26 protein-coding genes are annotated in these 26,994 nt (G+C 52.2%); 22 read left to right on the top strand and 4 right to left on the bottom strand.

What is annotated here, in order from left to right:
• The first annotated feature begins 8 nt into the window (after positions 1-8).
• From NST37_RS20520 to NST37_RS20500, 5 genes are all read left to right on the top strand, one after another.
• Positions 9-557, top strand: coding sequence for a peroxiredoxin (locus tag NST37_RS20520; protein WP_003391382.1), 549 nt, complete (start codon positions 9-11; stop codon positions 555-557).
• A gap of 173 nt (positions 558-730) precedes the next feature.
• On the top strand, positions 731-1,183 hold the full coding sequence (locus tag NST37_RS20515) for a redoxin domain-containing protein (protein WP_003391383.1): 453 nt from the start codon (positions 731-733) through the stop codon (positions 1,181-1,183).
• Between the two features lie 59 nt (positions 1,184-1,242).
• Entirely contained in the window at positions 1,243-1,623 is a 381-nt protein-coding gene (gcvH, locus tag NST37_RS20510; protein ID WP_003391386.1) for a glycine cleavage system protein GcvH, read from the top strand.
• 213 nt (positions 1,624-1,836) lie between these two features.
• Positions 1,837-4,155, top strand: a complete 2,319-nt coding sequence (locus NST37_RS20505) for a deaminase domain-containing protein (RefSeq protein WP_339185718.1) — start codon at positions 1,837-1,839, stop codon at positions 4,153-4,155.
• Positions 4,156-4,171: 16 nt separating this feature from the next.
• The gene (locus NST37_RS20500; RefSeq protein ID WP_024984113.1) at positions 4,172-4,507 is read left to right on the top strand and encodes an Imm3 family immunity protein; all 336 of its coding nucleotides are present in this window, start codon (positions 4,172-4,174) and stop codon (positions 4,505-4,507) included.
• Between the two features lie 190 nt (positions 4,508-4,697).
• Here NST37_RS20500 and NST37_RS20495 read toward each other — a convergent pair whose 3' ends face one another.
• Together NST37_RS20495 and NST37_RS20490 are read right to left on the bottom strand one after the other, a co-directional pair.
• The gene (locus NST37_RS20495; RefSeq protein WP_251247396.1) at positions 4,698-5,912 is read right to left on the bottom strand and encodes an IS256 family transposase; all 1,215 of its coding nucleotides are present in this window, start codon (positions 5,910-5,912) and stop codon (positions 4,698-4,700) included.
• A gap of 159 nt (positions 5,913-6,071) precedes the next feature.
• Complete coding sequence (locus tag NST37_RS20490; RefSeq protein WP_024983052.1) at positions 6,072-8,123, bottom strand: methyl-accepting chemotaxis protein; 2,052 nt, start codon at positions 8,121-8,123, stop codon at positions 6,072-6,074.
• A 396-nt stretch (positions 8,124-8,519) separates the two neighbouring features.
• Here NST37_RS20490 and NST37_RS20485 point away from each other — a divergent pair, with 396 nt between their 5' ends.
• The 12 genes from NST37_RS20485 (at position 8,520) to NST37_RS20430 (ending at position 20,502) form a co-directional block, all read left to right on the top strand.
• The gene (locus NST37_RS20485) at positions 8,520-8,954 is read left to right on the top strand and encodes a hypothetical protein (protein WP_003392418.1); all 435 of its coding nucleotides are present in this window, start codon (positions 8,520-8,522) and stop codon (positions 8,952-8,954) included.
• A gap of 27 nt (positions 8,955-8,981) precedes the next feature.
• Positions 8,982-9,374: a VOC family protein gene (locus tag NST37_RS20480; protein ID WP_003392416.1), complete on the top strand. Its 393-nt coding sequence runs from the start codon at positions 8,982-8,984 to the stop codon at positions 9,372-9,374.
• A gap of 229 nt (positions 9,375-9,603) precedes the next feature.
• Positions 9,604-9,945: a hypothetical protein gene (locus NST37_RS20475; protein WP_003392414.1), complete on the top strand. Its 342-nt coding sequence runs from the start codon at positions 9,604-9,606 to the stop codon at positions 9,943-9,945.
• A gap of 60 nt (positions 9,946-10,005) precedes the next feature.
• The gene (locus NST37_RS20470) at positions 10,006-11,013 is read left to right on the top strand and encodes an aldo/keto reductase (RefSeq protein WP_024983053.1); all 1,008 of its coding nucleotides are present in this window, start codon (positions 10,006-10,008) and stop codon (positions 11,011-11,013) included.
• Positions 11,014-11,052: 39 nt separating this feature from the next.
• Positions 11,053-11,793, top strand: a complete 741-nt coding sequence (locus tag NST37_RS20465; RefSeq protein ID WP_024983054.1) for a metallophosphoesterase family protein — start codon at positions 11,053-11,055, stop codon at positions 11,791-11,793.
• Between the two features lie 272 nt (positions 11,794-12,065).
• Positions 12,066-13,646, top strand: coding sequence for a phosphoenolpyruvate carboxykinase (ATP) (pckA, locus tag NST37_RS20460; protein ID WP_003392406.1), 1,581 nt, complete (start codon positions 12,066-12,068; stop codon positions 13,644-13,646).
• A 699-nt stretch (positions 13,647-14,345) separates the two neighbouring features.
• Positions 14,346-15,134 carry a Fe-S cluster assembly ATPase SufC gene (sufC, locus tag NST37_RS20455; RefSeq protein ID WP_003392404.1) on the top strand — a complete coding sequence of 263 codons (789 nt, stop codon included), beginning with the start codon at positions 14,346-14,348 and terminating at the stop codon, positions 15,132-15,134.
• A gap of 20 nt (positions 15,135-15,154) precedes the next feature.
• Positions 15,155-16,453, top strand: a complete 1,299-nt coding sequence (gene sufD, locus NST37_RS20450; protein WP_003392402.1) for a Fe-S cluster assembly protein SufD — start codon at positions 15,155-15,157, stop codon at positions 16,451-16,453.
• On the top strand, positions 16,454-17,680 hold the full coding sequence (locus tag NST37_RS20445) for a cysteine desulfurase (protein WP_003392400.1): 1,227 nt from the start codon (positions 16,454-16,456) through the stop codon (positions 17,678-17,680). It abuts the gene before it with no gap.
• Complete coding sequence (sufU, locus tag NST37_RS20440) at positions 17,667-18,104, top strand: Fe-S cluster assembly sulfur transfer protein SufU (protein WP_003392398.1); 438 nt, start codon at positions 17,667-17,669, stop codon at positions 18,102-18,104. The genes NST37_RS20445 and sufU overlap by 14 nt, the downstream gene beginning before the upstream one ends.
• A 20-nt stretch (positions 18,105-18,124) precedes the next feature.
• Positions 18,125-19,522, top strand: coding sequence for a Fe-S cluster assembly protein SufB (gene sufB / locus NST37_RS20435; RefSeq protein ID WP_003392396.1), 1,398 nt, complete (start codon positions 18,125-18,127; stop codon positions 19,520-19,522).
• Between the two features lie 323 nt (positions 19,523-19,845).
• A complete protein-coding gene (locus NST37_RS20430; protein WP_003392394.1) occupies positions 19,846-20,502 on the top strand; it encodes an SMI1/KNR4 family protein in 657 nt (218 codons plus the stop codon).
• 101 nt (positions 20,503-20,603) lie between these two features.
• On the opposite strand, the gene NST37_RS20425 is transcribed toward NST37_RS20430, so the two are convergent.
• Positions 20,604-21,410 carry a putative protein N(5)-glutamine methyltransferase gene (locus NST37_RS20425; RefSeq protein WP_228006871.1) on the bottom strand — a complete coding sequence of 269 codons (807 nt, stop codon included), beginning with the start codon at positions 21,408-21,410 and terminating at the stop codon, positions 20,604-20,606.
• A 656-nt stretch (positions 21,411-22,066) separates the two neighbouring features.
• Between NST37_RS20425 and NST37_RS20420 the strand changes: the two genes are divergently transcribed.
• The 4 genes from NST37_RS20420 to NST37_RS20405 all read left to right on the top strand — a co-directional run bounded on the left by NST37_RS20420 (position 22,067) and on the right by NST37_RS20405 (position 25,477).
• Positions 22,067-22,603, top strand: coding sequence for a suppressor of fused domain protein (locus NST37_RS20420; protein ID WP_003392389.1), 537 nt, complete (start codon positions 22,067-22,069; stop codon positions 22,601-22,603).
• A gap of 15 nt (positions 22,604-22,618) precedes the next feature.
• Positions 22,619-23,074 (top strand): NUDIX hydrolase, encoded by a 456-nt coding sequence (locus NST37_RS20415; RefSeq protein WP_003392387.1) that lies wholly within the window; start codon positions 22,619-22,621, stop codon positions 23,072-23,074.
• A 271-nt stretch (positions 23,075-23,345) separates the two neighbouring features.
• The gene (locus NST37_RS20410) at positions 23,346-23,882 is read left to right on the top strand and encodes an NfeD family protein (protein WP_024983060.1); all 537 of its coding nucleotides are present in this window, start codon (positions 23,346-23,348) and stop codon (positions 23,880-23,882) included.
• A 5-nt stretch (positions 23,883-23,887) separates the two neighbouring features.
• A complete protein-coding gene (locus tag NST37_RS20405; protein ID WP_051925517.1) occupies positions 23,888-25,477 on the top strand; it encodes a flotillin family protein in 1,590 nt (529 codons plus the stop codon).
• A 154-nt stretch (positions 25,478-25,631) separates the two neighbouring features.
• Here NST37_RS20405 and NST37_RS20400 read toward each other — a convergent pair whose 3' ends face one another.
• Complete coding sequence (locus NST37_RS20400) at positions 25,632-26,087, bottom strand: M67 family metallopeptidase (RefSeq protein WP_003392381.1); 456 nt, start codon at positions 26,085-26,087, stop codon at positions 25,632-25,634.
• A gap of 29 nt (positions 26,088-26,116) precedes the next feature.
• On the opposite strand from NST37_RS20400, the gene NST37_RS20395 reads away from it, so the two are divergent.
• Entirely contained in the window at positions 26,117-26,968 is an 852-nt protein-coding gene (locus tag NST37_RS20395) for a DUF72 domain-containing protein (RefSeq protein WP_339185716.1), read from the top strand.
• The last annotated feature ends 26 nt before the right edge of the window (positions 26,969-26,994 follow it).

The raw sequence follows: 26,994 nt of genomic DNA, 5'->3' as shown, positions 1-26,994 counted from the left end.
TTTTACATATGGCACAACGTCTTGTAGGTCTTCCAGCTCCTGATTTCACAATGGAAACAGCTCTGGGCAATGGTCAAGATTTCGGAAAGGTATCTCTCTCCGACTACCGTGGCAAATGGCTGGTACTGTTCTTCTATCCACTCGACTTCACGTTCGTTTGCCCGACTGAGATCATCGCGATGAGCGATTCGATCGAAGATTTCAAAGACCTGGATGCGGAAGTTCTCGGTGTATCCGTAGACTCCAAGCATTCCCACCGCGCATGGATCAACACTCCTCGCGATCAAAACGGTCTGGGCGGCCTGAACTACCCGCTCGCTTCCGACTTCCTGAAAACAACCGCTCGCGATTACGGCGTACTGGATGAAGAAGGCGGCGTAGCATTCCGCGGTCTGTTCATCATCGATCCGGAAGGCGTTCTGCGTTACCAAGTTGTAACCGACCTGAACATCGGCCGTTCCGTAGAAGAAACACTGCGCGTTCTGCAAGCTCTGCAATCCGGCGGTCTCTGCCCAGCTAACTGGCGTCCAGGTCAAAGCCACCTGACTGCGAAGTAAGCATCCGCATTGGAGCGCGATTGATCGGGGCAGCCATATAAAGCTTGCTCCTTTTACGAAAAAGGGTCTAACACAACCAGTTGTTAGGCCCTTTTTTTACAAAAAAGAGGCAAATAAGACGGGAAGATTGCTGTCTTTCTCGTTCCACGATCATTTGAAAGGGGTTGTTTTTGATGCGTTTGCGCGAAGAATTGCCCGATTTCCCGGGGATTACCGAATGGGTAAACGGCCAGGTGAGCAAAGCTGATTTGGCAGGAAGTCCCGTATTGATCCATTTCTGGTCCGTAAGCTGCTATATGTGCAAGGAATCGATGCCGCAAATCCTGGAGTGGCGCGACAAATACGCGGCGAACGGCTTGAAGGTGATCGGAATCCACATGCCACGCTCGGAGGCCGATACAGACATCCAAAAGATCAAGGAAACGATCGTCGAGCACAAGCTGACACATCCGATCGCGATCGACAACGAAATGAAGACCGTAGACGCCTTCCAGAATGAGTACGTCCCGGCTTTCTACCTGTTCGATGAAAACCTGCAGCTTCGCCACTTCCAGGCTGGCGAAAAAGGCTTGAACCTGGTGAAAAAACGTCTCCACCGAATTTTGGGGATTGAAGAGGATTCCTAGGCCCTCTGTCCAATTAATATGGAGTACCTGATTGAACCTGATAGGAGGATACGTGAACGATGGAATTTCCTAAACATCTTCTTTACAGCGAAGAGCACGAGTGGGTTCGTGTAGAAGGAAACAAGGCGTATATCGGCATTACTTCTTTTGCTCAATCCGAGCTGGGCGACATCGTCTTTGTCGAACTGCCAGAGGTGGGCAGCACGATTACACAGGACGAACCTTTTGGCAGCGTGGAATCGGTAAAAACCGTTTCTGAACTGTATGCTCCTGTCAGCGGGAAGGTAGTAGAAGTAAACGGCGAATTGGAAAACGCGCCGGAGCTGGTAAACTCTTCTCCTTATGAGCAAGCATGGATGATCGTTGTGGAGCTGTCTGACGAAAGCGAGCTCAAAAAGCTGATGGACGCAGACAAATACGAAGCGATGGTACAAGAGTAAACAACAACTGAAAGTGTGTATCAAGCCAAAAGGCTGGAGACTAATCTCCGGCCTTTTTCCTGTTTCGCAGGCATAAGAGCTCTCCTCTTGCTCCGTTGTACCCACTGGATTTTCATACTTTTGCTGCATGTGGCCTTTTCATCCAAATACTACCATATGGAAAAGAGACGATTGCAGAAAAAGGAATGTCCGGAGAAATAAGGAGGAGCACTGGTGATTCGGAAGCACTATTTGTTATTGATTCTGGCAATGATTCTTTGTCTGCCGCTGGCCACGTATGCAGCAGACAAGCCAAAGCCAAACATGCTGCGCGCAGATGAGCGAAATGATGCGATTTCGGGCGGAACCAGAAGAGAGGGCGCACCTCCCGACGAGCTGATGAGATTCAGGATCATGTACGCGACATATGCGGAAGGAATGTGGGACGGGCGGATACCGGGCCATTTGCGCGGGGATGGGGATGACCTAGGCAGAGGCGGAGACGACCGGGGCAAAGGCGGAGACAACCTGGGCAGAGGCGGAGACGACCGGGGCAAAGGTGGAGACAACCTGGGCAAAGGTGGAGACGACCTAGGCAAAGGTGGAGATGACCGAGGCAAAGGCGGAGACCCGGAGCACGGTACTCCAGCCCATGAAAACACCCGCGCTCCTTTTGATCCTACAGCCAGCGATCTTGACCCAAAAAGCGGCGACCCCGTTGGGAAAGGTGACGAACTGAAAGCAAAAGAGGGCAAGCCAGGCTTTTGGGATTGGCTGATCGGCGGAGCCTCCGAAGCGCTCGACAAAGGCTTGGAGCTTTGGGAGTCCACCGTGGATAGCGTAAAAGAAACAGTAAAGGACGCTATTGACACCGTCGTAGATACTGTGAAAGACGTCGCGACTACCGTCGTTGACGCGGTCGTCGATGCAGGAAAATGGGTTGCGGACCACTGGGAGGTCGTGTTGGTCACGACAGCAGGTGTCGCCCTCACCGTGGGCGGCGTGTTCTTTCCACCGCTGCTGCCGTTTGGCGTCTCGATCCTGGTCGGCGAAGGGATTTCCGGTGTGATCGGGTACGCCTTTGGCATGCGCGGCGATGAGCTGCTGCGGGAAATGGCGCTTGGCGGCGTACTGTCGGCAGCGGGCTTTGGGGCCGGCGCTTTAATTGGAAAGGCGGCTACGGCAGTCGCTCGCCTCAAACCGGTGGCAAATGCCCTTGGCAAAGCATCCGCTTTGACGAGCCGGGCTACCAGCGCTGTCCGGACCGCCGTTGGCAAAGGAGCGCAAGCGGCAGGGGCGGCAGCCAGATGGGTGCGGCAAACCTCGGTTGGCCGTGCCGCAGCCCGCTTGGGAACACAAGCAGCAAATGCGGTACGGTCGGCAACGAGCGCGGCAGGCAAGGCGGGGAATGCTCTTCGCAGCGCTCTGGCAAGCACAGCGAAGCAAGCAGGCGGCGCTCTGAGAGCTGTTGCAGCACGCATCGGGCAAACGCGCCTGGCCCAGAGCGCAGCGTCTGTAGCGAAGAATGTAAGAAGTGCTGTCAGCAGCGCAGGAAATGCTGTGAAAAACAGCAGTGTGTACCGGGCAGTGGCCAGCCTCGGACGAAATACGGGGAAAGGCATCGGGAAGCTGGCAAGCAACGTGGGAAGCGGCTTGCGTACCGTGGCGAAGACGACGGGCAGCAAAATGCAGTCCATCGTCCAGACCGTGAAAAAGACGGTACCTGTCCGGGCTGTCACAGGGTTCACGAGAAAAGCAGGGACGCAAATCAGCCAGGGCTTTCGGCAAATCGGCAGTGCGATCTCCCGCAGTTTGGCAACGACAGTCCTGCGGAGCAAAACGGCGGGGGCTGGCGAAGGCTTTGCCGTCAGCGTGATGGATGACCGGGCGCGTGGGGAAAAGGTGGATTACCGCAAGGCGGTAATTGCTGCGGCCATCGGGGCGCTGCTGGTGACCGGCGGATCGATTGGACTAAACAAAGCGTATTCTACCGGGCAGGAAACGGCGCAGGCTGTGGTGAAGAGCAGTACTGAGCAGAGTGGATCAAAATTCTTGTTACCGATGGATTTACAGTATTTTTCTTCTAAGGGGACGGGTAACCTCACCTATGCCCAAAAGGTTGAAATGTTCCAAGCTAGAGCACAAGCTATTCGTGATACATTGCCAAACAAGTATAAGAATTACGGTAATGTTGCGGTGGCAGATGTGAATATTTCCGGACTTAAAACAGAGTTTAAAGCCCATAGTAGGATTCATAAGGAGAATGCCGACGGTTTTTCAACAGTAACAGGCGAGGGTCAATTCCCTGCAAAATCAGTAAACCAAAAAGGGGAAGTTAACGGTGAGGGGGCTTTTCCTAGGGATAATGACACTGAACGCAAAATTTTAGAGGATATAGCAAATCAATTAGGGAATAACAAGCAAGTTAAAGGCACAATTGATTTATTCACGGAATTACCTGCTTGCGGAAGCTGTTCCGATATTATTCTGAAGTTCAGACAAGAATACCCAAATATCAAATTGAATGTCTACTCAGGGGAGTTTAAAAATTAGAGAGGTGAAGATGCCAATGCTAAGCAGTTATAAGGAACTTGAGCAGTATATTATTGATGATTTTGAAGAGTTCCTAGATGAGGGGCTATCTTTATCGCAAGTAACGGAAAAATTGCTTGTCGAATATCACCGTGGGATTGTCAACAGTCAGGTTGAAAAGTTAGTTGTTTATCTGACAATCGCTCTTCTTTGTCTCGATAAAGGCTATCTTAGAGAGGATATAAAAGATGAATTGAATATCATGATTAGTGATATTGCATCAATGTCATTGAAGGAAGAGTTAGAATCCGAAGATATTACGAAAATTATGAACGGAGTTGAAAAATATAAAGAACAATTAGGGAATATATAGTATGGGGCTACCCAGTAAGGGTCTGTCAAGATTTTTGTGTAAACTCAATCAACCAATATATGAAAAGGTTTCATCCCCCTAATTGGGCCATTTTTCGAAACCAATAGAGTCAAGGGCGTGAGGCGAAGTGAACCCTTGACGCGTTGGTGGAGAAAAAGATAATCCCTTCGGGGATGAAGCCTTTCATTTGTTAACGGATGTACGGCTGTACCCGATCTTCAAAGAAAACGGATAGCTGTAAGAGAATCTGGCCCCAGTTCTGAACTCGTCCCGTCCACTTTCGTAGAACATCCATGGTTACGAGATATAACATCTTCAAAAGGGCATCATCTGTGGGAAACATGGCTTTTCCTTTTGTCACCTTTCGAAGCTGTCGATGATAACTCTCGATCACGTTAGTTGTATAAATCAGCTTTCGAATCTCTGGAGGATATTTAAAGAAAGTGGCAATCTCGTCCCAGTTATTCCGCCAGGAACGAACCATCAAGGGATATCTACTGCCCCAGGTTTGTTCAAACTGATCGAGTTCTTCCAACGCGGCTTGCTCCGTTGGAGCCTTGTAGATAGGTTTTAGCTCGGACGTGATCTTTTTGAGATCCTTATAGGAAACATACTTGATGGAATTTCGGATTTGATGGATAACACATTTCTGAATCTCCGTCTTCGGATAACATGCAGAGATGGCTTCTGTAAAGCCACGAAGATTATCGACGCTTGTAATGAGAATATCCTGGACTCCACGATTTTTCAGTTCGTTGAGGACATGCAGCCAGAATTTTGCCGATTCATTCTCCCCAATCCAGATCCCAAGCACATCTTTATGACCGTCAAGGTCAATACCAATGACCATATAGGCGGCTTTATTGACGATAGCTCCGTCCTGTTTTACCTTAAAGTGAATGGCGTCAAGGAAAACAACAGCATAAACCGCTTGCAAGGGGCGATTTTGCCACTCTTTGATCATCGGTACAATCTTATTCGTTACATTTGATATGAGCGTTGGTGAGACTTCGATGCCATAGAGCTGCTGCAGATGGTCTTGGATATCGCGTGTGGATACGCCTTTGGCATAGAGAGCAAGAATTTGATCTTCGATCCCTGTAACATTGGATTGATGTTTCTTTACAATGTTTGGTTCAAAATCACCCTCTCGATCCCGAGGGACTTGGATGTCGACATCCCCGTACTCAGAACGGACGGTTTTCTTGCTATACCCATTGCGACTGTTGGTTGTCCGCTTGTTTTTCATGTCATGCTTGGCGTATCCAAGAGAGGACTCGATTTCAGCTTCCAGCATTTCTTGGATTGTGTCTGCGAATAGATCCTTTAACGCTGACTGTACGTCGTCCACTGACTTCATGTTTTTCTCTTTGATCCACTGCTTGATCTGCTCTTTTGACATCATAAAAATCTCCCAACCTTTCTACTCCTAATTGTAGTTTAGAGGTTGAGAGTTTACACAAAATATTTTACAGACTCAACCAAAAAGGTCATGAGAGCTTTTACGCCCTCATGACCTTCTTTACTGCCAGCCATCAGCCATCCTATCCTCTACTCACCAAGCCTACAACTTAAACGAACGAATCGAATCGTACAGCTCCGTCGCCATCCGGGCGAGCATTGCGGAAGCTGCAGAGATTTCCTGCATCGAAGCGTTTTGCTCCTCGGCAGCGGCGGCTACCGTCTGGGTATTGCCGGCGGATTGCTCCGAGATCCGGGCGATTTCCTGAATAGCCTCGATCATCGTCTCCATCTGCTTGCTGATCTCCGCCATATACGATGAGACTTCATCGGTCTGGCCAAACAGCACGCGGGTCGACTGTGAAATCTGTTCAAAGGCTTGTCCCGTGGTCTGCACATACGTCATTCCTTCCTGCAAGACGTGAGATCCGTTTTGCATGGCGGCGATGACAGCGGTCGTGTCGCTTTGAATGTCTGTCACGATACGGTGTACCTGGTCGGCGGATGCCGCCGTCTGTTCTGCGAGCTTGCGGACCTCATCGGCAACAACGGCAAAGCCGCGTCCCTGTTCTCCGGCCCGGGCTGCTTCGATCGCGGCGTTGAGCGCGAGCAGGTTGGTCTGGGCGGCGATATCCGTGATCAAGGCGATCATCTGCCCGATCTCCTGCGAACGCTGTCCGAGAATGTTGACCACGTCGGAAGTGTGGGTCATCTGGCCCTCGATCAGATGCATTTGCTCAACGGCTTTGCTGGCCATCTGATTGCCTTCGGCTGCCTGATCCCGCACCGTGGAGGTAGATTCGGTGACGGTTTTTACCGCTTCCTCAATTTGCGAAATGTGGGAAGCGATCTGTGTGACGATTTCTGTGCCCCGTGAAGTCGCTTCCGCTTGTTTATCTGCCCCGTAGGCGATGTCCTGCACGGCTTCGGCGATCTGCTCGGTAGCCTGGCTGGTCTGCTGGGCGCTGGCGGTCAGCTGCTCGGATGTGGCCGCGACTTGCTCGGAGTGAAAGCTGACGCGCTGCAGCGTCTCGCGCAAGGTAGCGGTCATCTCGTTGAATCTGTTTGCCATTTGCCCCAGTTCGTCGGCTGTGTCCAATTGAATCGTTGCAGTAAAGTCTCCCGAGGCCAGCGACTGTGAAAGCCTGTTTGTTTTGTCGAGCTGTCGGGACAGATAACGGCTGAAAAAGTGAATCACCACGACCAGCACGAGAATTCCGGCGACGCTTGTCAAAGAGAGCTTCCAGAGAAGCGAGTTGACCGGTGCCAATAGCTCCGCGTCTGGCATCACGAGAGCCAGCGTCCAGTTCGTTTGGGGAATTTTGTGAAAATAAACGGTATTGCTGCCGTTTTGATCGGTAAAAGCAGCTTGCCCCTCAGGCTCGTCCAGCAAAGTACGGCTGATGGCCGCCAGTGAAGCGTTCTCGTCAGCGGAAATATTCGCTTTCAACAGCTTGGCGGTGTCGGGGAACGAAAGATAGGTTCCCTCGCTGTCGATCAAGAACGACCAGCCGGTTTCCCCGACTTTGATGTCAGAAACCATCTTTTGAATGCTTCCCAGCTCGAGGTCATCGGTAGTCACGCCCATCAGCTTGCCGTTTTGGTCGTAAAAAGGAGCAGTGACGGTGACCATGGCAGCCTTCATTTTTTCATCGTAATACGGGCGCGAAAAGACGTAGGGCTTGTCGGTAGACGCACCGTTTTTGTACCATTCCTGCCCCGTATAGCCAAAGCTCGGGTCATTGTATTCCTCGGTCATGGTGACTGTGCTTTGTGAGCGTTGGCCATATGTCGAGAAGTACTGGATAGCGGGGTCGTATTTGTACGGCTCCATAAAGATGCCCATCCCAAATGATGTCTCATGCAAAGGTACAGTCTTTTTCAGCAGAGCGTGCAGGTCTTGCAGCTTGTAGGAGGAAGGGGCGATCTCAATGGTCTTTGCCAAAGCCTCGGTCACCTTGCCATGGGATTCCAGTTGGCTTTCAATTCGCGCGCTAACCATGCCAAGCTCTTTGCGCATCTTCTCTCCGATTTCTTCAGTTAGGAGGGAATGCGCGGTAAAGGCCGACACGCCCATCACGAGTGCCAACGTCCCCATGATCACAGGGAGCATGATAGCTAGTGTGCGGGTACGAATGCTTTTAAATCGAAACATGATACCTCTCCTCTCAAAAAGGCGTCTCTATTCTATTCCCAATCTGTGGAAGCTTAAAACCGCCGACTCTAACCATTATACAAAATTGGCAGGATAGGCCTATTGTTGGTAAAATGTTCAAATTAGTCAGAAAACATTGGTCATCCCGGTCATTTTTCGCTACAATAGAAATACGTTCCAACCTTTGCAAACTGGTATGATTTTCGACTAGAGACAACACCTTCTTATACGCTACAATGCAAGAAAGACAAAAGACCGCAAAACTTTTTTGAGAAAGTTGCATTTGCGATTTTTACAGGGAAGGAAACAGAAATGCTTTGCGGTCGGGACTTTTGTTCCTCTGATGGACGAGGGAGAATGGTCATACGTTTTGTTTGGCAAAAAGGAGGGAGAGGCATGAGTTTTTGCTGTGGTGCCGGAATGATAGGCTCGATAGGCTCGGTTCGTCATTACAAGACGCTGGTTCACAACGTGCCGATCATGTTTTGTCCGGTTTGTGATAGAATAGAGGTTCACCCTGCTATTGAGGGAGAATACGAAATTTTGGTGGAATACGCACAAGGGGATCGGGCGCCGGAAGTTGACTTTGCCGATTTCGTTAGTGTTGACAATACATCCGAGTTGTTTGAGAATTGTACCATGACGGATGAAGCGGGCAGCTTCGCCGACGTGCTGAAGCAACAGATTGATATATCGCTTGATTTGCTGGGCGTCGCAAAAGAACTGAAAGACGACGACTGGCGTGAAGCGCTGATGCTCAGGCTCAAACGACTCAGTGATCGTTTGAAGCAATACAACCGACGGAAGGAAATGTCAAAGCGCAGCGCGTGACCTGAGTTGACGTGGGAGGCAGTGTAAATGTTTCATTTGAAAGGCGTGCATCACATCGCGTTAAATTGTCAGGATGTGGTGAAGGTAGCTCGTTTTTTTAAGGATATTTTGGAAGTCCCCATCCCGGAAGAAGACATCGAAGAAGGAGCGCCTATCTACTTTCAAATTGGCACTTACACACGGATTGGTCTCCATGCCTATGAGGGCGAGGAAGGAAAAAACGGTGTCGGGCAAGTGGACCATATCGCTTTTTCCCTGACCAGCCGTGCCGAGCTGGACTATCTGGTAGACAAACTGGAAGCGGAAAATATCTGCTACCGCGGACCGATTACGCGTCCGACCAGCTTCAACCTTTACTTTGAAACGCCGGACGGGCATCATCTGGAGGTCCGGCTGGATAAAGACGAGCTGGATGAATAGATATACGAGAGGCACCTTTGGGAGATGCTGCAGCGTCTCGCAACAGGTGCCTTTTTTGCATGCTCCACAAGACAAGCACAGGCCAATGGGCGTTTCCGTGCAAGCAAAAGCTTGTCGAGAAAAAGGCAAACCGTTTGACAGAGACCGACAGCGCTTCTCACCTCTCGTCAAAGGATTCGACTCTGGCTGCCCAGAACCTTGATGGGAGAAGGCGAAGGGGGCGACGGTGATGAATGGAGAAGGTTTGGATTCCTTGCTGGAACGGGTGGCTGGTCAAATACAAGGCAAAGCTTACTTGAAGGGCATCACAGGCGGCTGGGAGAGATGTGTGGGAATCGTCGCCGAGGATGCACAATCGCGGCATTGCCTGCGCTTTTCGCCGGGGGGAATTACCAGGGCAGGGTGGCAGGAGCCGGTGCACCTGGTGGTGAGCGGACAGGAGCGCGATTTGCAGAGACTGTTTGCCGGTGACGAGCTGCTCTACATCAGTGCCAGACAGTCTGTTACCATAAGAGGGCCGCTGCGGGACCAATTGAAACTCGATGCGCTGCTTCGACTCACGTGCTCGTGAGCGAAGCGGCGCTTCTTATTTTTCAGGCATGCTATAATATCCCAGGGAGGGGTACATGGCGTGAGGACAAGCATACTGGGGAAAACAGGATTGACTGTATCGAAGCTAGGCTTTGGCGCCATGCGCCTGCGGGCCATTAGCCATACGGAAGCGGATCGCGTGATCAATCATGCGCTGGATCGCGGCATTACATATATTGATACCGCCGCGAGTTATGGAGACAGCGAGGAGAAGCTGGGGAGCGCCATCAGCCATCGCCGTTCCGAGTATGTGCTGGCCACAAAGACGATGAAGCGCAGCTACGGGGAGGCAAAACAGGAGATCGAACAGAGCCTTCGATTGCTGCGGACCGACTATGTGGACATTTTGCAAATTCACTACGTGAACTATCCGCAGGAGTACCGGGAGGTCAGAGCGGCAGACGGCGCCATACGCGCGGCGGAGGAGCTGCAGTCGAAAGGATACATCGGGCATATTGGGATTACCGGCCATCGTCCTGAGCTGCTGGCCCGTTGGCTTCGGGATTATCCGTTTGCCACCGTGCTGTTTCACCTGAGCATGGTACAGCCCTTTGCCAAACGGGAGCTGATGCCGATGGCCGAATCGCTGGATGTCGGAATGATCGCGATGAAGCCGATCTCCGGTCCCTTTCTGTCGAAGGTAACGGAGTCGCTGCGTTATTCAGCCGCATCATCAGCCCATGTCGTGCTCTCCGGAATGCAGAGCATCGCCGAGGTAGATGCCAACATCGCGGCGCTGGAGAGAAGCGAAGACGCGGAGGAACGCGCCGCTCTGGAGGAAATGGCAGCGGGGCTGGATGAGCACGGCTGCAGACGCTGCAACTATTGCTCATGTCCCTTGGGGATACGGATTCCGGATACGCTGATTCCTTCGAGGTATCGCCAGAAATACGGGCTTTTGGAAGCGGGGGAACTGATGTGGCAGCAGTCGGCTGACAAGTTTGCGCAGTGTATGACCTACGAGCCGTGCAGGGAACAGCCGCTTTGTCAGCAAGCGTGTCCGTATCATTTGCCGATCCAGGCCGAAATCCGCAGGGCGATGGGGTAGTCTGCGAGATTGAGAAAGGATAAAAGGGGATATGGACAAGTGAGGACCTTTGTCATAAGCGATATTCACGGAATGTATGATGAATTTTGTGAAATGCTTGAACAAATTTCGTTTGACGCCGATTCTGACAAGCTGATTCTTCTCGGGGATTACATTGATCGAGGCTGCAAAAGCAAGGAAGTCGTGCAACGGGTGAAAGCATTGACAGAGCAGCAGCAAGCGATTGCCATCAAAGGAAATCACGATGAGATGTTCCTCGAGTTTCTCTACAGCGGCGAGCCGCAAAAGACGGAACGGTATTTGCGCAATGGCGGCAAAGCCACGCTGGAGAGCTTTTGCGGTACCGACTGGTTTCAAAATGAAGTGTCGGACCAGAAGCTCCAGAGTGCCAGGGAGCATATTTTGCAGCACTATGCGGAGGAAGTCGCATTTTTGCAGCAATTGCCCTATTATTATGAGACGAAAGAGCATATTTTTGTGCATGCAGGCATCAATCCGGCGTACGAGGACTGGAGAGAGACTCCTCCCTACGAAATGATCTGGATCAGGGATGCCTTTTATCATCAGCCGGTGAAGGAAGCGCGAACGGTTGTATTTGGCCACACGACTTGCAGTACGCTGCACGAAAAGCCGGATGTATGGTTTGGGGAGAGGAAAATCGGGATTGATGGCGCTTGCGTGTATGGATCTCAGTTGAACTGTCTGGAAATCAAGCCGGATGGGTACGCGGTTCATGTAGTCCGGACCAAAAACCCTCCAAACCTGGCAGAGAAGCAATAAAGGCTGCAGATGTGGCTAGGGAGGCAGCGACGGTCTGTTGCTCTAATCCTTTGCTATTTTCCGCAGGTTCCCTGTTTCTTTGAATGTTGTTTTTCGACAAATGTCATATAATATAGGGAGTCTTGCGTTTGTGGGACGAGCCTTCACATTTTCTTCACACCTAAAAATTAAAATCTTGTAGCTTATTTGATCAAATGTGATATACTAATTGCAAATCAACGATGATTAGAAAACATGTTAACGGATAGATACGGGAAGGAGATCGTTCACACATGGAAACCAAGACGGTTCACAAGCTTGCTGACGTACTGGCTAATACAAAGGTGTATGCAAACTTGCCAGTCGCAAGGCTCGTTGAGATGGCGGTACAGCGCGGCGAAGGCATGATGACAGATAGAGGGGCGCTCAACGCGTTGACAGGTAAGTTTACGGGCCGTTCCCCAAAGGACAAATTCGTAGTGGACGAAGCATCCGTACACGATAAAGTAAACTGGGGCCCTGTGAACCAGCCGATTACCCCGGAAAAATTCCAGGTGCTATACCAGGACGTCATGGAATATCTGCAAACAAAAGAACTGTTTGTCTTCGACGGCTTTGCCGGAGCGGACGAAACCTACCGCCTGCCGATCCGGGTGGTCAATGAATACGCGTGGCACAATTTGTTTGCCCGCCAGCTGTTCATTCGCCCGAGCGCGGAAGAGCTGGCAGCCCATAAAGCGGAGTTTACCGTAGTATACGCACCTACCTTCAAGGCAAATCCGGAAGTGCACGGCACCAACTCGGAGACGTTCATCATCACCAGCTTTGAGCAAAAAACCGTTTTGATCGGCGGTACCGAATACGCCGGCGAGATGAAAAAATCGATTTTCAGCGTAATGAACCTGCTTTTGCCTGAACAAAACGTTCTCTCGATGCACTGCTCAGCAAACGTAGGCAAAGACGGAGATGTGGCTCTTTTCTTCGGTCTGTCAGGAACAGGAAAGACAACATTGTCCGCTGACCCGGACCGCTTCCTGATCGGCGACGACGAGCACGGCTGGTCTGACAACGGCGTGTTCAACATCGAGGGAGGCTGCTACGCCAAGTGCATCCGACTGTCCGAAGAAGGCGAACCACAGATCTGGAAAGCGATCCAGTTCGGTACAGTGCTGGAAAACGTGGAAGTCGATCCTGAGACTCGCGAGGCAAATTACGACAGCGACAAATACACGGAAAATACCCGGGCAGCCTATCCGGTCGAAGCCATTCCAGGGGCTGTAATCCCAGGTGTCGGCGGTCATCCGAATGTGATCATTTTCCTGACAGCTGACTCGTTCGGAGTGCTTCCGCCCATCTCCAAACTGACAAGAGAACAGGCAATGTACCATTTCCTGTCCGGATATACAAGCAAAATGGCTGGGACAGAGCGCGGCGTGACCACTCCGCAAACCGAATTCTCCACTTGCTTCGGTTCCCCGTTCCTGCCGCTTCACCCAGTCGTCTACGCGGAAATGCTCGGGAAAAAGATCGATGAGCGCGACGTGCAGGTGTACCTGGTCAATACCGGCTGGACCGGCGGACCGGTCGGCGTAGGAAAACGCATGAAGCTGTCCTACACCCGCGCAATGGTCACCGCGGCTCTGAACGGCGAGCTGGCCAAGGTCGACTATGTGGCAGACCCGACTTTCGGGGTGCAAGTGCCAACCTCTTGCCCGAACGTCCCGGCGGAAGTCCTGCTCCCGCGCAACACGTGGGCGGACAAAGACGCCTACGACAAGCAGGCCCGCGATCTGGCCAACCGCTTTATCGAAAACTTCCAGAAGAAGTTCCCGAATGCAGCCGAAATCGCTGCAGCAGGTCCAAAGGTTCAGTAAGACCGGGAGCAAGGAACAGGGAATAATGAATAGCGAACATGCGTGGCAACGCCGAGTCGGCAATGTGCAGGCAAAGGCGACCTGAAATCGCATGCGAGAAATCAAGCTATCAAGCGATACAGAGAAATATAGGATATTCCTGGGGCTGTCCCTTTGCATCGGTTCAAACTGCTGCAAGAGGGAACAGCCCTTCTTGAATTGCTTGCAATAAGTTGCGGTCGAAGAACCAAGCTGTAGAGATGAAAAAGGAGAAAACGGAAAAGGTCTTTGGGACACCTCCCAGGCGGAATGGAAAAAGCAAAACACGCTTTTAGCGTCCAACTCTGAGACCCCTCATCGTGTCTACTGCTTTTGGACGCGGTTTTGCTTTTGGAATGGAGCCGGACAGTTCAGCTCCCTCGCAGTGGCCCACCGAACCTGCAGCCGTTTTCTCCTTTTTTCATCTCCACCACCAAAGCCCGGACCGCACCAAAAAACATATCCGCAGCCACTTTGAGAGCAATCCGCATGATTTCTCCAAAATTAGCCAAAATAAGCAAATGCCCGGTCAACGAGGTGATACTTTTTAAATATAATGATTTAAAAATTACAGATATGTTTCATTCCTTGATTTATAATTATTCTTATTATAAGATGGGTATTGAGAATGGATTGAGAATAAGTCAACTCATTTTTGAGTGTCTATGGAGGGAAAAGAAAATGACAGCAGTACCGCATTTGCAGATAAAAAACCTACGCGCCAAGATTGAAGACAAGGAAATCATCAAAGGTCTCAACCTCGAGATCAAAGGCGGAGAAGTGCACGCGATCATGGGACCGAACGGGACGGGGAAATCCACCCTGGCTTCCACTTTGATGGGCCACCCGAAATACGAAGTAACCGATGGGGAAGTGATCCTCAACGGCGAAGACGTTCTGGAAATGGCAGTGGACGAGCGCGCACGCGCAGGTCTGTTCCTGGCGATGCAATATCCGTCCGAAATCAGCGGAGTTACCAACACGGACTTCCTGCGCTCTGCGATCAACGCACGCCGCGGCGAAGGCAATGAAATTTCGCTGATGAAGTTCATCCGCGAGTTGGACAAGAAAATGGGCGCCCTCGAAATGGATGAAGCTTTTGCCCACCGTTATCTGAACGAAGGCTTCTCCGGCGGTGAGAAGAAGCGCAACGAGATTCTGCAAATGATGATGCTGGAGCCTGCCATTTGCATTCTCGACGAAATCGACTCCGGTCTCGACATCGACGCGCTGAAAGTGGTAGCGAACGGCGTAAATGCAATGCGTTCCGCTGATCGCGGCTTCCTGATCATTACCCACTACCAGCGCCTCTTGAACTACGTCAAGCCTGACTTCGTACACGTGATGATGCAAGGACGAATCGTGAAGTCCGGTGGTCCTGAGCTGGCTGAACGCCTGGAGGCGGAAGGCTACGACTGGATCAAGGAAGAACTCGGCATCGTCGATGAAACCGTCAACGCAAACGTGTAAGAGAAGGAGGCAGCAGTGAGATGAGTGTAGATATACAGCTCCGCTTCGATTCCGAAGCGATCACCGAGTTCTCCAAGGCTAATTCTGAACCTGCATGGTTTTTGGAAAAGCGCTTGGCCGGTCTGAAGGCAGCGGGCGAGCTGCAACTGCCCGTCTTGGAGAAAACGAAAATAGACAAGTGGAATATCGATCAGTTTGTACCGTTCCAAACCTCCGGCAAAGTGGCAACAGCCCAAGAGCTGGACGATCTGGTCAAAGGACAAATCGATGCAGATAGCGTAAAAAGTCTGATCGTGCAGAAAAACGCATCCGTCGTTTTTCAGTCCGCAGACGAAGAGCTGAAGAACCAGGGCGTTATCTTTACCGACCTGGCAACTGCGCTGAAAGAACACGGCGAGCTCGTGCAAAAATACTTGGGCACTGTCGTAAAATATGATGAGCACAAGCTGACCGCGCTGCACACAGCAGTGGTCAATGGCGGCGTTTTCCTCTACGTTCCCAAAAACGTGGAAGTAAGCGTGCCTGTGCAAGCCGTATTTGAAGTGGCAGGCGATGATGCGCTTGTTTGTCCGCACGTGCTGATCGTTGCGGAAGCGCACAGCAAGGTTACTTACGTAGACACGTATGTATCCGGCGAAGGCAAAAATATGGTAGCAAACAGCGTTGTTGAAGTATATGTAGGCGCAGGAGCAACCGTGCAAGTCGCATCCGTGCGTTCTCTTTCCACCGAAGTGCACGACTACTCCTTCCGCCGCGCCAGCGTGGACCGCGACGGCAAGATGGAGTGGATCTTGGGCGAGATGAACGACGGAAACACTGTGGCAAACAACACGACCATCCTCCAAGGGGTCGGTTCTATCGCCGAGACCAAGAGCATCTCGGTAGGTACCGGTTCCCAGCGTCAAAACCTGACATCCCAAGTACAGCATATCGGTACTCATTCCGAGTCCGACATGGTCAGCAAAGCCGTCATGACGGATGAAGCGACCAGCATTTTGAACGGAATCACCAAAATCGAAAAAGGCGCCGAAAAGGCAAATGGCGTACAGGCTGAGAACATTCTCATGCTGAGCGAAAAAGCCCGCGGGGACGCCAACCCTATCCTGCTGATCGACGAGGATGATGTAAAGGCAGGCCACGCAGCGTCCGTAGGCCGCGTCAGCGAAGAGAGCATCTACTACCTGATGTCTCGGGGGATCACCCGTCAGGATGCAGAACGCCTGATTATCCTGGGCTTCCTGGACCCTGTCGTAGCCGAGATTCCGGTTGAAGAGGTTCGCAACCGGCTTCGTCAGGCGCTCGAAAGGAAGTTGGGTTAAATGAATGCCAAGGAGCTTCGGAAATACTTTCCCATTCTTCACCAAGAGGTAAATGGCCACCCGCTGGTGTATTTGGACAATGGGGCCACCTCGCAAAAGCCGATTCAGGTTATCGAAGCAATCGATGCGTATTACAAGGAGGTCAACTCCAATGTGCATCGCGGGGTTCACACGCTTGGAAGCCGGGCCACGGACAAATTCGAGGAGGCGCGCGAAAAAGTGCGTGCCTTCGTGAATGCCCGTGAAACGGCAGAGATCGTCTTTACGCGGGGAACGACCACCGCGGTAAATACGATAGCGTACGGCTATGCCCGCGCTACTCTCAAGCCAGGCGATGAAATTGTGACCACCGTGGTTGAGCATCACAGCAACTTCATCCCTTGGCAGCAGGCGGCAAAGGCTACCGGAGCTACCTTCAAATTCATTCCGCTGGCAGAGGACGGTACGATTACGCTGGACGCTGTCAGGGAAACCATAACCGACAATACGAAAATCGTAGCCATTCACCATATTTCCAACGTGCTGGGCGATACGACGCCGATCAAGGAAATCGCACAAATCGCCCACCAGCACGGCGCTGTCCTGTTTGTCGACGGGGCGCAAGGAGCGCCGCACACGAAGGTCGACGTGCAAGATCTCGATTGCGACTTTTACACGTTTTCCGCTCACAAGATGTGCGGGCCGACCGGGATCGGCGTGCTCTACGGCAAGCGCGAGCTTCTGGAGAAAACCGAGCCGATGGAATTTGGCGGCGAAATGATCGACTTCGTAGAGCTGTATGACTCTACCTGGAAGGAGCTGCCGTGGAAGTTTGAAGGCGGCACGCCGATCATCGCCGGCGCGATCGGACTCGGCGCGGCGATCGACTTTTTGCAGGAGATCGGCATGGAAGAAATCGAGCGCCACGAGAAAAAGCTGGTGGCGTACGCGATGGAGCAAATGCTCGAAATGGACGGAGTTTCCGTTTACGGCCCCAAAAAGGACCGCAGCAGTTTAATCACTTTCAACCTGTCAGAGGTTCATCCGCATGATCTGGCCACAGTGCTCGACAGCCACGGGATTGCCATCCGGGCGGGTCACCACTGCGCCCAGCCGCTGATGCGCTGGCTGAATGTCACCGCTAGTGCGCGTGCCAGCTTCTATCTGTACAACACCGAAGAAGAAGTGGATGTTTTCCTGTCGGGCTTGAAAAAGGCGAAGGAGTTTTTCGGCAATGTCTTCTCTTGATGATCTGTACCGCCGCGTGATTATGGACCACTACCAGAAACCGCGCAACCGCGGCAAGCTGGAGGAATCGGAAGGACTCATCGTCAATTTGAACAATCCGACTTGTGGCGACAGCATTTCGCTCTCTTTGAAAGTGGAGGACGGAATTGTCTCGGATGCCAAGTTCCTCGGAGAAGGCTGCTCCATCAGCATGTCATCCGCTTCGATGATGACGGACGCAGTCAAGGGAAAGCCTGTAGAGGAAGCGCTCAAGCTGGCTCAGCTCTTTTCCGATTTGATGCAGGGAAAAGAAGTCGACGATTCTGTCGATCTGGGGGACATCGAGGCGCTCTCCGGAGTAACGAAATTCCCGGCGCGGATCAAATGTGCTACCCTGGCCTGGAAGGCGCTGGAGCAGGGAATCAAGCAGGCTGGACATGAATAAATCGTAAGGAGTGAAATCACATGGCGAAAAAAGCCCCGGAAATACAGGAATACCAGTACGGCTTTCACGACAAGGACGTCTCCATTTTCCGTACCAAGAAGGGTCTGACTCGCGAGATCGTGGAGGAAATCTCCCGCATCAAGGAAGAACCGGAATGGATGCTGGAATTCCGCCTGAAATCACTGGAAATTTTTGAAAAGCTGCCCATGCCGAAATGGGGCGGCGATCTGGACGACCTCAACTTTGACGAAATCACCTACTACGTGAAGCCGTCTGAAAAAGCGGGCCGCAGTTGGGATGAAGTACCGGAAGAAATCAAAGCTACCTTCGACAAGCTGGGTATTCCGGAAGCCGAGCAGAAGTTCCTGGCCGGCGTATCCGCCCAGTACGAATCCGAAGTTGTGTACCACAACATGCAGGAAGACCTGGAAAAACTGGGTGTTCTCTTCTGCGACATGGATTCTGCCGTGAAGCTGTACCCTGACATCGTGAAGGAGTACTTCGCGACAGTCATCCCGCCGGCGGACAACAAGTTCGCGGCGCTGAACTCTGCTGTATGGTCCGGCGGTTCCTTCATCTACGTGCCAAAAGGCGTCAAGGTAGAAACGCCGCTGCAAGCGTACTTCCGCATCAACTCGGAGAACATGGGTCAGTTCGAGCGCACGCTGATCATCGTCGATGAGGATGCGTTCGTGCACTACGTAGAGGGTTGTACCGCACCGATCTACAGCACAGACTCCCTGCACTCCGCAGTCGTGGAAATCATCGTCAAGGAACGCGCTCGCTGCCGTTACACGACCATCCAAAACTGGTCCAACAACGTGTACAACCTCGTGACCAAACGTGCGGTTGCATACGCTGACGCCAACATGGAGTGGATCGACGGCAACATCGGTTCCAAGCTGACGATGAAATACCCTGCGGTGATCATGAAAGGACCGCGTGCCAAAGGTACCGTTCTTTCTATCGCCGTAGCAGGCAAAGGACAGCATCAGGACGCAGGTGCGAAAATGATCCACCTGGCTCCGGACTGCACATCCACGATTATTTCCAAGTCCATCTCTCGCGATGGCGGAAAAGTAACGTATCGCGGACTGGCTCAGTTCGGCCGCAAGTCGGAAGGCTCCAAGTCGAACATCAAATGCGATACGCTGATTCTGGATAAACTGTCCACCTCGGACACGATTCCATACAACGAAATCATGAACGACAACATCACGCTTGAGCACGAGGCGACGGTTTCCAAGGTATCGGAAGACCAGCTCTTCTACCTGATGAGCCGCGGCCTGTCCGAAGCCGAAGCGACTGAAATGATCGTCATGGGCTTCATCGAGCCGTTTACAAAAGAACTGCCGATGGAATACGCTGTCGAGATGAACCGACTGATCAAGTTCGAGATGGAAGGTTCTATCGGTTAACGCTTGCACCACAAGGGTTTCCGGCTTCCGAAACGGGCTTTGCCCCCATTTAGCCCATATTTGGTTTTGGACGCATTGCTCATATAGTGCGAGTGAATCGTCTTCAATCTTCTTTGTAACAAACAGATACGTGTCCATTGCGACCTCACGCTTGCGTGCCTGGTTGCGTGGGCACGTATTTTTGTTTGCACCATCCTCACGTTCCAGATGAAGAGCGATAAAAAATGAACCATTAGTTTTTTAGGGATTTACTTTTTTAAACAATTGGATGATACAATAGATGGAAGCGAGTCTCAGTACAGACGGAGGGACAGTATGTAAAGATGAACTACGATGTTCTCATGAGTCGAATTTATACATTTGGAGACCGAATTAAATCCTTGAATGGCGAGGTTTACGAGATCATTAAAAAACAACCCGCTTCGGATAAACAGATCAAGGATATTGAAGAGCAATTACATGTTTGCTTGCCGGGAAGTTTCAAAAAAGTTCTTTTGGAATTTTCAGCCCGATTCCGTTTCAGATGGTTTCTCCCTGATGAAATTGCATTACCGGAAAAGTTTAGAGGAATATTTTCCGGAGATATGCATTGGGATCTGTCTAAATTAGTTGAGTTAGAACAGGACAGACTAGAGTGGATAAGAGTGGTATTTCCTGACCCACATGATCCTTATGATGCTGTATGGCATGACAAGCTGTCTTTTTATGATGTAGGGAATGGTGATTTTCTTGCCTTTGACCTAAGCCAGGGGGAAGATCCTCCAATTGTTTATCTAAGCCATGATGGATGCACGAGTCATGGCTGCATACTTGCAAATAACTTCATTGACTTGCTTGATAGATGGTCACAACTTGGCTTTGTCGGAGGGGAAGATTGGCAGTGGATGCCATTTACTTCAGATGCAAAGAGCGGGATACTTCCAAACAGTACACAAGGGATTGAGTTTAGAAAGTTTTTGAACTTGAAACAACAAAATTGAACCTTCTTGGAACTTCCTTACCTTCAAACCCTGTCCAGAATAATAGGAATGTACAAGCAGCCCTCCAGCGGTTCTATCGACGGAGGGCTGCTTCTGTGTATTCAAATCGTTAGGACAGGCCTGGTTCCGATGACCACAGTGGCATCCAGCTCCTCGGAGCTAGCTACCTGCGGTATCAGTCCGCTTTGAGAGAAGATCTCGACAGTCAACGGAGCCTGGCGCTGACTGGTTTCGACCAGCAGATGGCCGCCCGGTGCCAGCCAGAGGGGCGCTGTGCCCGCTACACGCCGCTGGATGTCAAGCCCGTCTGTACCTCCGTCGAGGGCCAGCAATGCCTCGTGCATACGGGCCTCTGGGGGTAGCCGTCTGATCGCCTCGGTGGGGACGTAAGGCGCGTTGGCGACCAGGACGTCGATACGTCCCCGGAGGTTGCCTGGGAGAGGTTCGAAGAGGTCTCCTTCGTATACATGGCCGCCAGCGGCGGTGACGTTGCGGAGTGCGCACCGGACCGCGACGGGGTCGATGTCTGAAGCGTACAGCTCGATTCGTTCCGAGGCTGCGGCCAAAGCGGCTGCCACCGCACCGGAGCCGCAGCACAGGTCAACGACGACAGCTTCCGGACGGACGAGCGCAGCGGCCTGATGAACGAGAAACTCGGTGCGGCGGCGGGGTACGAAGACTCCCGGGTCTACGGCGATCCGCAGGCCGCAGAACTCTGCCCAGCCGATGACATGTTCGAGGGGCAAGCCGGCCGCCCGCCGATCTACCATGGCGGCGAGCGACGCCGGCGTTTGCGCTGCAGAGAGGAGCATCCGGGCTTCCTCTTCAGCAAATACACACCCCGCGGCCCGAAGCTTCGTAACGGCCATGGCATACATGGAACTGTCGGGGAAGAGAGCACTGTTCATCCATGGACCCGAGTCTGGCAGCAGTCTTGCTTCGTCTACATTTTGTAAAGACTCACTCTTCCCGCTTGTTTTTCTTTTCTTGCCCGATGACGCTTTTTTTGAGTCCAAATAGGTACCCCATTCCTGACTTGTTATTGTTATATAATGGTTTGTTCCAAAGTCTAACAGTTTCGTTTCAACGATAAAACAATATTTTTTATATTCGCTACTCTTTTAGCCTTTATGAAGCTTACCAACGTAAGAATTTGTTTAAGCCGATACAGCAAACCAGGGAATTCTCAAAATGGTTTCATGCGGGTTTCTGGTTGTCACGGTTTCACTCAATGAATGTCCGATGCATATCATAGATGTGGGATCATCCGGGCATCATATTGGAAGGCTGTTAAACACGCAAGCAATTGCGTTTGGAAGAGGCTATGGGCCTCGAAGCTATGTTATAATGTAAAAGGGCCTGCAAGTAAAAGTCTGGCTATATCAAGAAATTCTACAAGCAAACAGACATGCTTTTGGTACAAACAGTCACGTCTTGCCAAGAGGTCCCGCCTGGTGCAGCATTTGCTGACCGGGTGGGTTCTTTCCATTGGAAAGAAAGCCTGGGCTTGTCTTGTAACAGATGAAGTCATCATTTTACGACTAAAAAGAACGGGGACGCACATATGTTGGTGGCAAGGCAGCTGTACGACCACTGCTCCCGCTTGTTTGGCAGTGACGGAGAGCTCTATTATACGGAAAAGGCGGATACTTTGCTTGCCGTGTTTCCGCCTACGCGCGAGCGCGGCTGGTGGACATACACTACGCTGGAGCTGCACAGGAGTGGAGGAGTCGAGTGCATGCTCTACTCGTACCATTTTGATGGCGCTTTCATTTCGCACTTGGGTCGGGTCGCCGCCGAGGTCGCACGCCGCTGGGAAGAAACAGGCAGAGGATTTGCAAACGGGGATGTTTTCGCACTCGGCAAGCCGATCCAAAAGGGCTCGAGTCTGCAGTTTGTCCTCGCTACCCCCGCTGATTTTGAAGTAGAGGGGTTTGATCTCTTTACCAATGGCAGCGATGTAGTCTGGTTCAAAATGCTGCACGCGATATCCGGGTCGGAGGCAGAGTTTTTGAGCCGCGAAGGCTTGGCAGCTTTGGAGAGACAGTTTGCGGATGCTGAGGTCAACTCTCTGGATGTCATGCGTCCCCCTGTCATGTAAAGGGAGCGAGCAAAAATGAACGAAATTCGTATGCGGGTCACCGTCGTGGTGGAGCATCAGGGTGAGATTTTGGTGATCAAGGAAAAATGCTCAGGCCATCCCTGCTACAATTTGCCTGGAGGGGTCGTCGATTATCTCGAAACAATCCCGGATGCCACTCGCCGGGAAGTGTGGGAGGAAACCGGTTTGCTAGTCGAGTTTGACCGGATGCTATGGGTGGACGAGAGAATTGATGGCACCGGCAACGGGAAGCACACCATTGGCATTGGGGTGCTGGCCAGGCTGATCGGGGAGGACCAGACGCCAATCCCGGGAGGACTAGAGGATGAAGAGATTGAATGGGCGGGCTGGGTTCCGCTGGAGGAGTTCCGCTCCCTGCCGCTGTTCCATCCAGGCCGCCGCGAACAGGTGATACAGGCTTTGACAGAAACCGGCTATATGCCTCGCTATCTTGGCAATATGCTTTCATAGAAACAGCGGTCCTGTTTTGCAGCAGGGCCGCTGTTTCATGACAAGACAAGAATCCGAATGCCATTTGGTCCGTCTTTCTTACTAGAGGGAGTAGAGCGGAACGATGCATATACATACGTGGATTTTCCTTCCAGCGAGTGCGCCGTAAATGCCCCAGGCGACAGTGATCCTTCGGAATCGGCACCGCCCGACAAAAACATTCACCATTTTGAAACATTTTCCGTCCTGGTTCGTATGAACAATAGAGACATAAATGGAAAGGGGTGACAGGATGGATACGTGGGACATCATTTATCTTGTCTGCATGGGTACGGGACTTCTGTATACGTTGATAACGCTCTTTTTCGGGGATACCGTTTCGGACTTGCTAGGTCAAATCGATCTCCCGGTGCTGCAGCCGATTCTTTTGGTCAGCGCCTTGACAGCATTTGGAGCCAGCGGCTTTTTATTGACCCGGTTTACTGCCTTTTCACAATGGTTCGTCTTTGCGATAGCTGTAGCGATTGGGCTAATGCTGGCTGCTGCCGCTTACTTTGTCTGGGTCAAACCGATGGAAAATGCGGAGAGCTCGATCGGCTATTCGATGAAACAACTGGAAGGCATGGTAGGCGAGGTGTTGACGAGCATACCGGCTGAAGGGCTGGGTGAAGTATTGATTACCATGGTCGGCGGCACGACCAATCACATGGCGGCCAGCATTGACCGTGAAGCCATTCGCGAGGGAACGCGCGTCGTGGTCATAGATGTCCGGGATCACGTTCTGTATGTCACTCCCTTTCAAAATCCAATGGAAAAGGAGAGCGTGTGATGAGTATGATGGATTCGACCTTTTTCGTACCAGTCGTCGCTGTCGTCGCCGTCTTTGTCGTCTTGGGAATCGCATTCTGGGCCCGCTACAAGACAGTCGGCGCAGATGAGGCGATGATCGTGACGGGAAGCTTTTTGGGCAGCAAAAACGTCATGAGCGATGAAACCGGACGCAAAATGAAAATCGTCCGCGGCGGCGGCGCCTTTATTTTGCCAATATTCCAGCAAGCCAATTTCCTCAGCCTGCTGTCGCACAAGCTGGATGTATCCACGCCCGAGGTGTACACGGAGCAGGGCGTTCCGGTCATGGCCGACGGTGTGGCTATTATCAAGGTAGGCGGCTCGATTGAGGATATCGCTACGGCGGCCGAGCAGTTCATGGGCAAAACGGATGACGCCCTCAAGTCAGAGGCGCAGGAAGTCCTGGAAGGCTATTTGCGGGCCATCCTGGGCAGTATGACGGTAGAAGAGATCTACAAGAACAGGGAGCGCTTCGCCCAAGAGGTGCAAGCCGTTGCCGCGAAAGACCTGAAAAAAATGGGCCTCTCCGTGGTCAGCTTTACGATCAAGGATGTCCGCGATAAAAACGGTTACCTGGCAGCGCTGGGGATTCCCCAGATTGCCGCTGTGAAGCGGGACGCGACGATCTCGCAGGCGGAGGCGGACAAGGAAGCGCGGATTCGTCAGGCACAGGCCGAGCAGGAGGCGCGCAAGGCAGAGCTGTTGAAAGAGACGCACATCGCCGAGTCGGAAAAAGAAAAGGAACTGAAAATCGCTGCGTTCAAGCAAGAGCAGGACAAGGCGAAAGCTTCCGCTGACCAAGCCTACAAGCTCCAGGAGGCAGTCGCCAAGCAGCAGGTAACGGAAGAGGAAATGAAGATCGAGATCGTCCGAAAGCAAAAAGAGATCGAGCTGGAAGAGAAGGAAATTCTGCGCCGCGAGCGTCAGTACGATGCCGAGGTCAAGAAAAAGGCGGATGCCGACCGCTATGCTGTAGAGCAGGCGGCAGAAGCGGAAAAAGCGAAGAAAATCCGCGAGGCGGACGCGCTCAAGTACCGCATCGAGGCAGAGGCAAAGGCACAGGCCGAGCAGAAGCGTCTGGAAGGGCTTGCGATTGCCGAAGCCGAGAAGGCGCGAGGAAGTGCGGAAGCGGAAGTAACCCGCCTGAAGCTGGAAGCAGAGGCAGAAGGGAAACAGAAGCTGGCGGAAGCATTCGAGAAATTCGGCCACGCCGCTGTCCTCGACATTATCGCCAAGATGCTGCCAGAGCTGGCAGGCAAGATTGCCGAGCCGATGAAAGCGATCGACAAGGTAACGATCGTCGATGCCGGCGGAGGCCAGGGAGACGGCGTCAACCGCCTGAGCGGAAACGTCACCAAGCTGATGGCCCAACTGCCGGAAATGCTCAAGGACGTCTCCGGTGTAGATATGAATAAGATCATTTCCAGCTTCATGAAAGCAGATCAGACCGGCGGATACGCTCCGCCCGTGCAGACTGCGAAAAAAGTTCCTGTAGGCGAGGATACGAGCTCGATTGCGACAATCGCTCCACCCGATGCTGTCAGCCAAGCACAAAGTCCGGGACAAGAGAAATAGCCTGATTTCTACATAAGCAGGATGGAGTATGGTTTTGAGCTGACCAGGCTGGACCAGACCGGACTAAACCAGAACAGACCAGACCGGACATAACCAGACACAAAACCAGACACAAAACCAGACACAAAACCAGACACAAAACCAGACCGGAAGCTTAAAGTAGAGGCGAATCATAAAGCTGGAAAGTACGCTCCAAAAAGGACCCGCCCTCCCACTGGTAGAGCCTCAGTTCGGGGTCATCACCCGCCAATCCCAGTATCCAATAGCCCAATTGGGGGTAATGCCAGCCGCGGTGATCGGCCGCGGAGGGTACAGGCGGGGCAGTCGGGTGACTGTGCAGGACTCCGAGCCATTGCAGCTCTCGCTGTCTGATGATCTGCAGCGCCTGGAAAAAAGCGGAGCCGTCCCATCTGAAGGCATCGGTGGTGTGATGGGCGGAGGGCATCGGGATATGGCCGGTAATACTGGCTTTATGGCCCACCAACAGAGCAGAATACTCCAGAGGGAACGTCTCCTTGGCTTCGGCCAGGAGGCGTTTCGCTACTTTTCGGTCCAGACATGTTTTGGTATGCTTAAACCCAAAGGGTTCGCCTAGCAGGTCGGGAAACATAGAATATACCTCCTGGAGGTTGTCTATCCATGAATACGATTCATGTGGGAGTGTGCGGCTGGGGAGACCATTACGATCTGTATACCCAGGGAGTGCGCAATCAGGACAAGCTCTCCGTCTACGCAGGTCATTTTCCTATCGTGGAATTGGACAGCTCCTTTTACGCCATTTTACCACAGACTCACTATCAAACATGGGTGCGCGAGACACCCAAGTCATTTGGTTTTATCGTCAAGCCTTATCAAGCGATGACCGGTCATCAGCGAGGCGAAGCTCCGGCAGACCGGCGGGAGCTGTTTCGCCAGTTTGAGGAAAGCATTCAGCCATTGGTAGAAGCGGGCAAACTAAAGACGCTTCTGTTTCAGTTTCCGCCTTGGTTTGACTGCACGCGTGAGCATGTTCAATACCTCCGGGCTTGCCGTCAGACGATGGCCGCTTATCCGGTTGCTGTCGAGTTTCGTCACCAGAGCTGGTTTGAACCCCGTTTTCGGGAAAAGACACTGGAGCTGCTGAGGAATCTCGATGCGACACACGTCTTGTGCGACGAGCCGCAAGCGGGGAAAGGCTCTGTTCCTATCGTAGAGGCGGTGACCAATCCGTTCCTGGCTCTGGTGCGCTTCCATGGGCGGAACGTCTCGGGATGGCGTGATCCGGGCGAGGGACAGAAATGGCGAGATGTCCGCTACCTCTACAAGTACTCGGAGGAAGAGCTTGCCGAGTGGGTCCCGCGCATTCGCAGAGTAGCAGAGGAAGCGCAGGAAGTATGCATCCTGTTTAACAACAACTCCGGCGGAGACGCAGTGGGGAACGCCAAGCAGTTTATGAAAATGCTGGGTGTCGACCCTGTCGGTCTTAATCCCCGCCAATTGGAGCTCTTCTGACCCGTTCCGGGAAGGACGGGGAGGCG

Source organism: Brevibacillus sp. FSL K6-6036 (assembly GCF_037964015.1).
GTDB classification, from domain to species: domain Bacteria; phylum Bacillota; class Bacilli; order Brevibacillales; family Brevibacillaceae; genus Brevibacillus; species Brevibacillus borstelensis.
The sequence above is the reverse complement of the archived record's forward strand: the minus strand, read 5'-3'. Positions and strand labels throughout refer to the sequence as shown.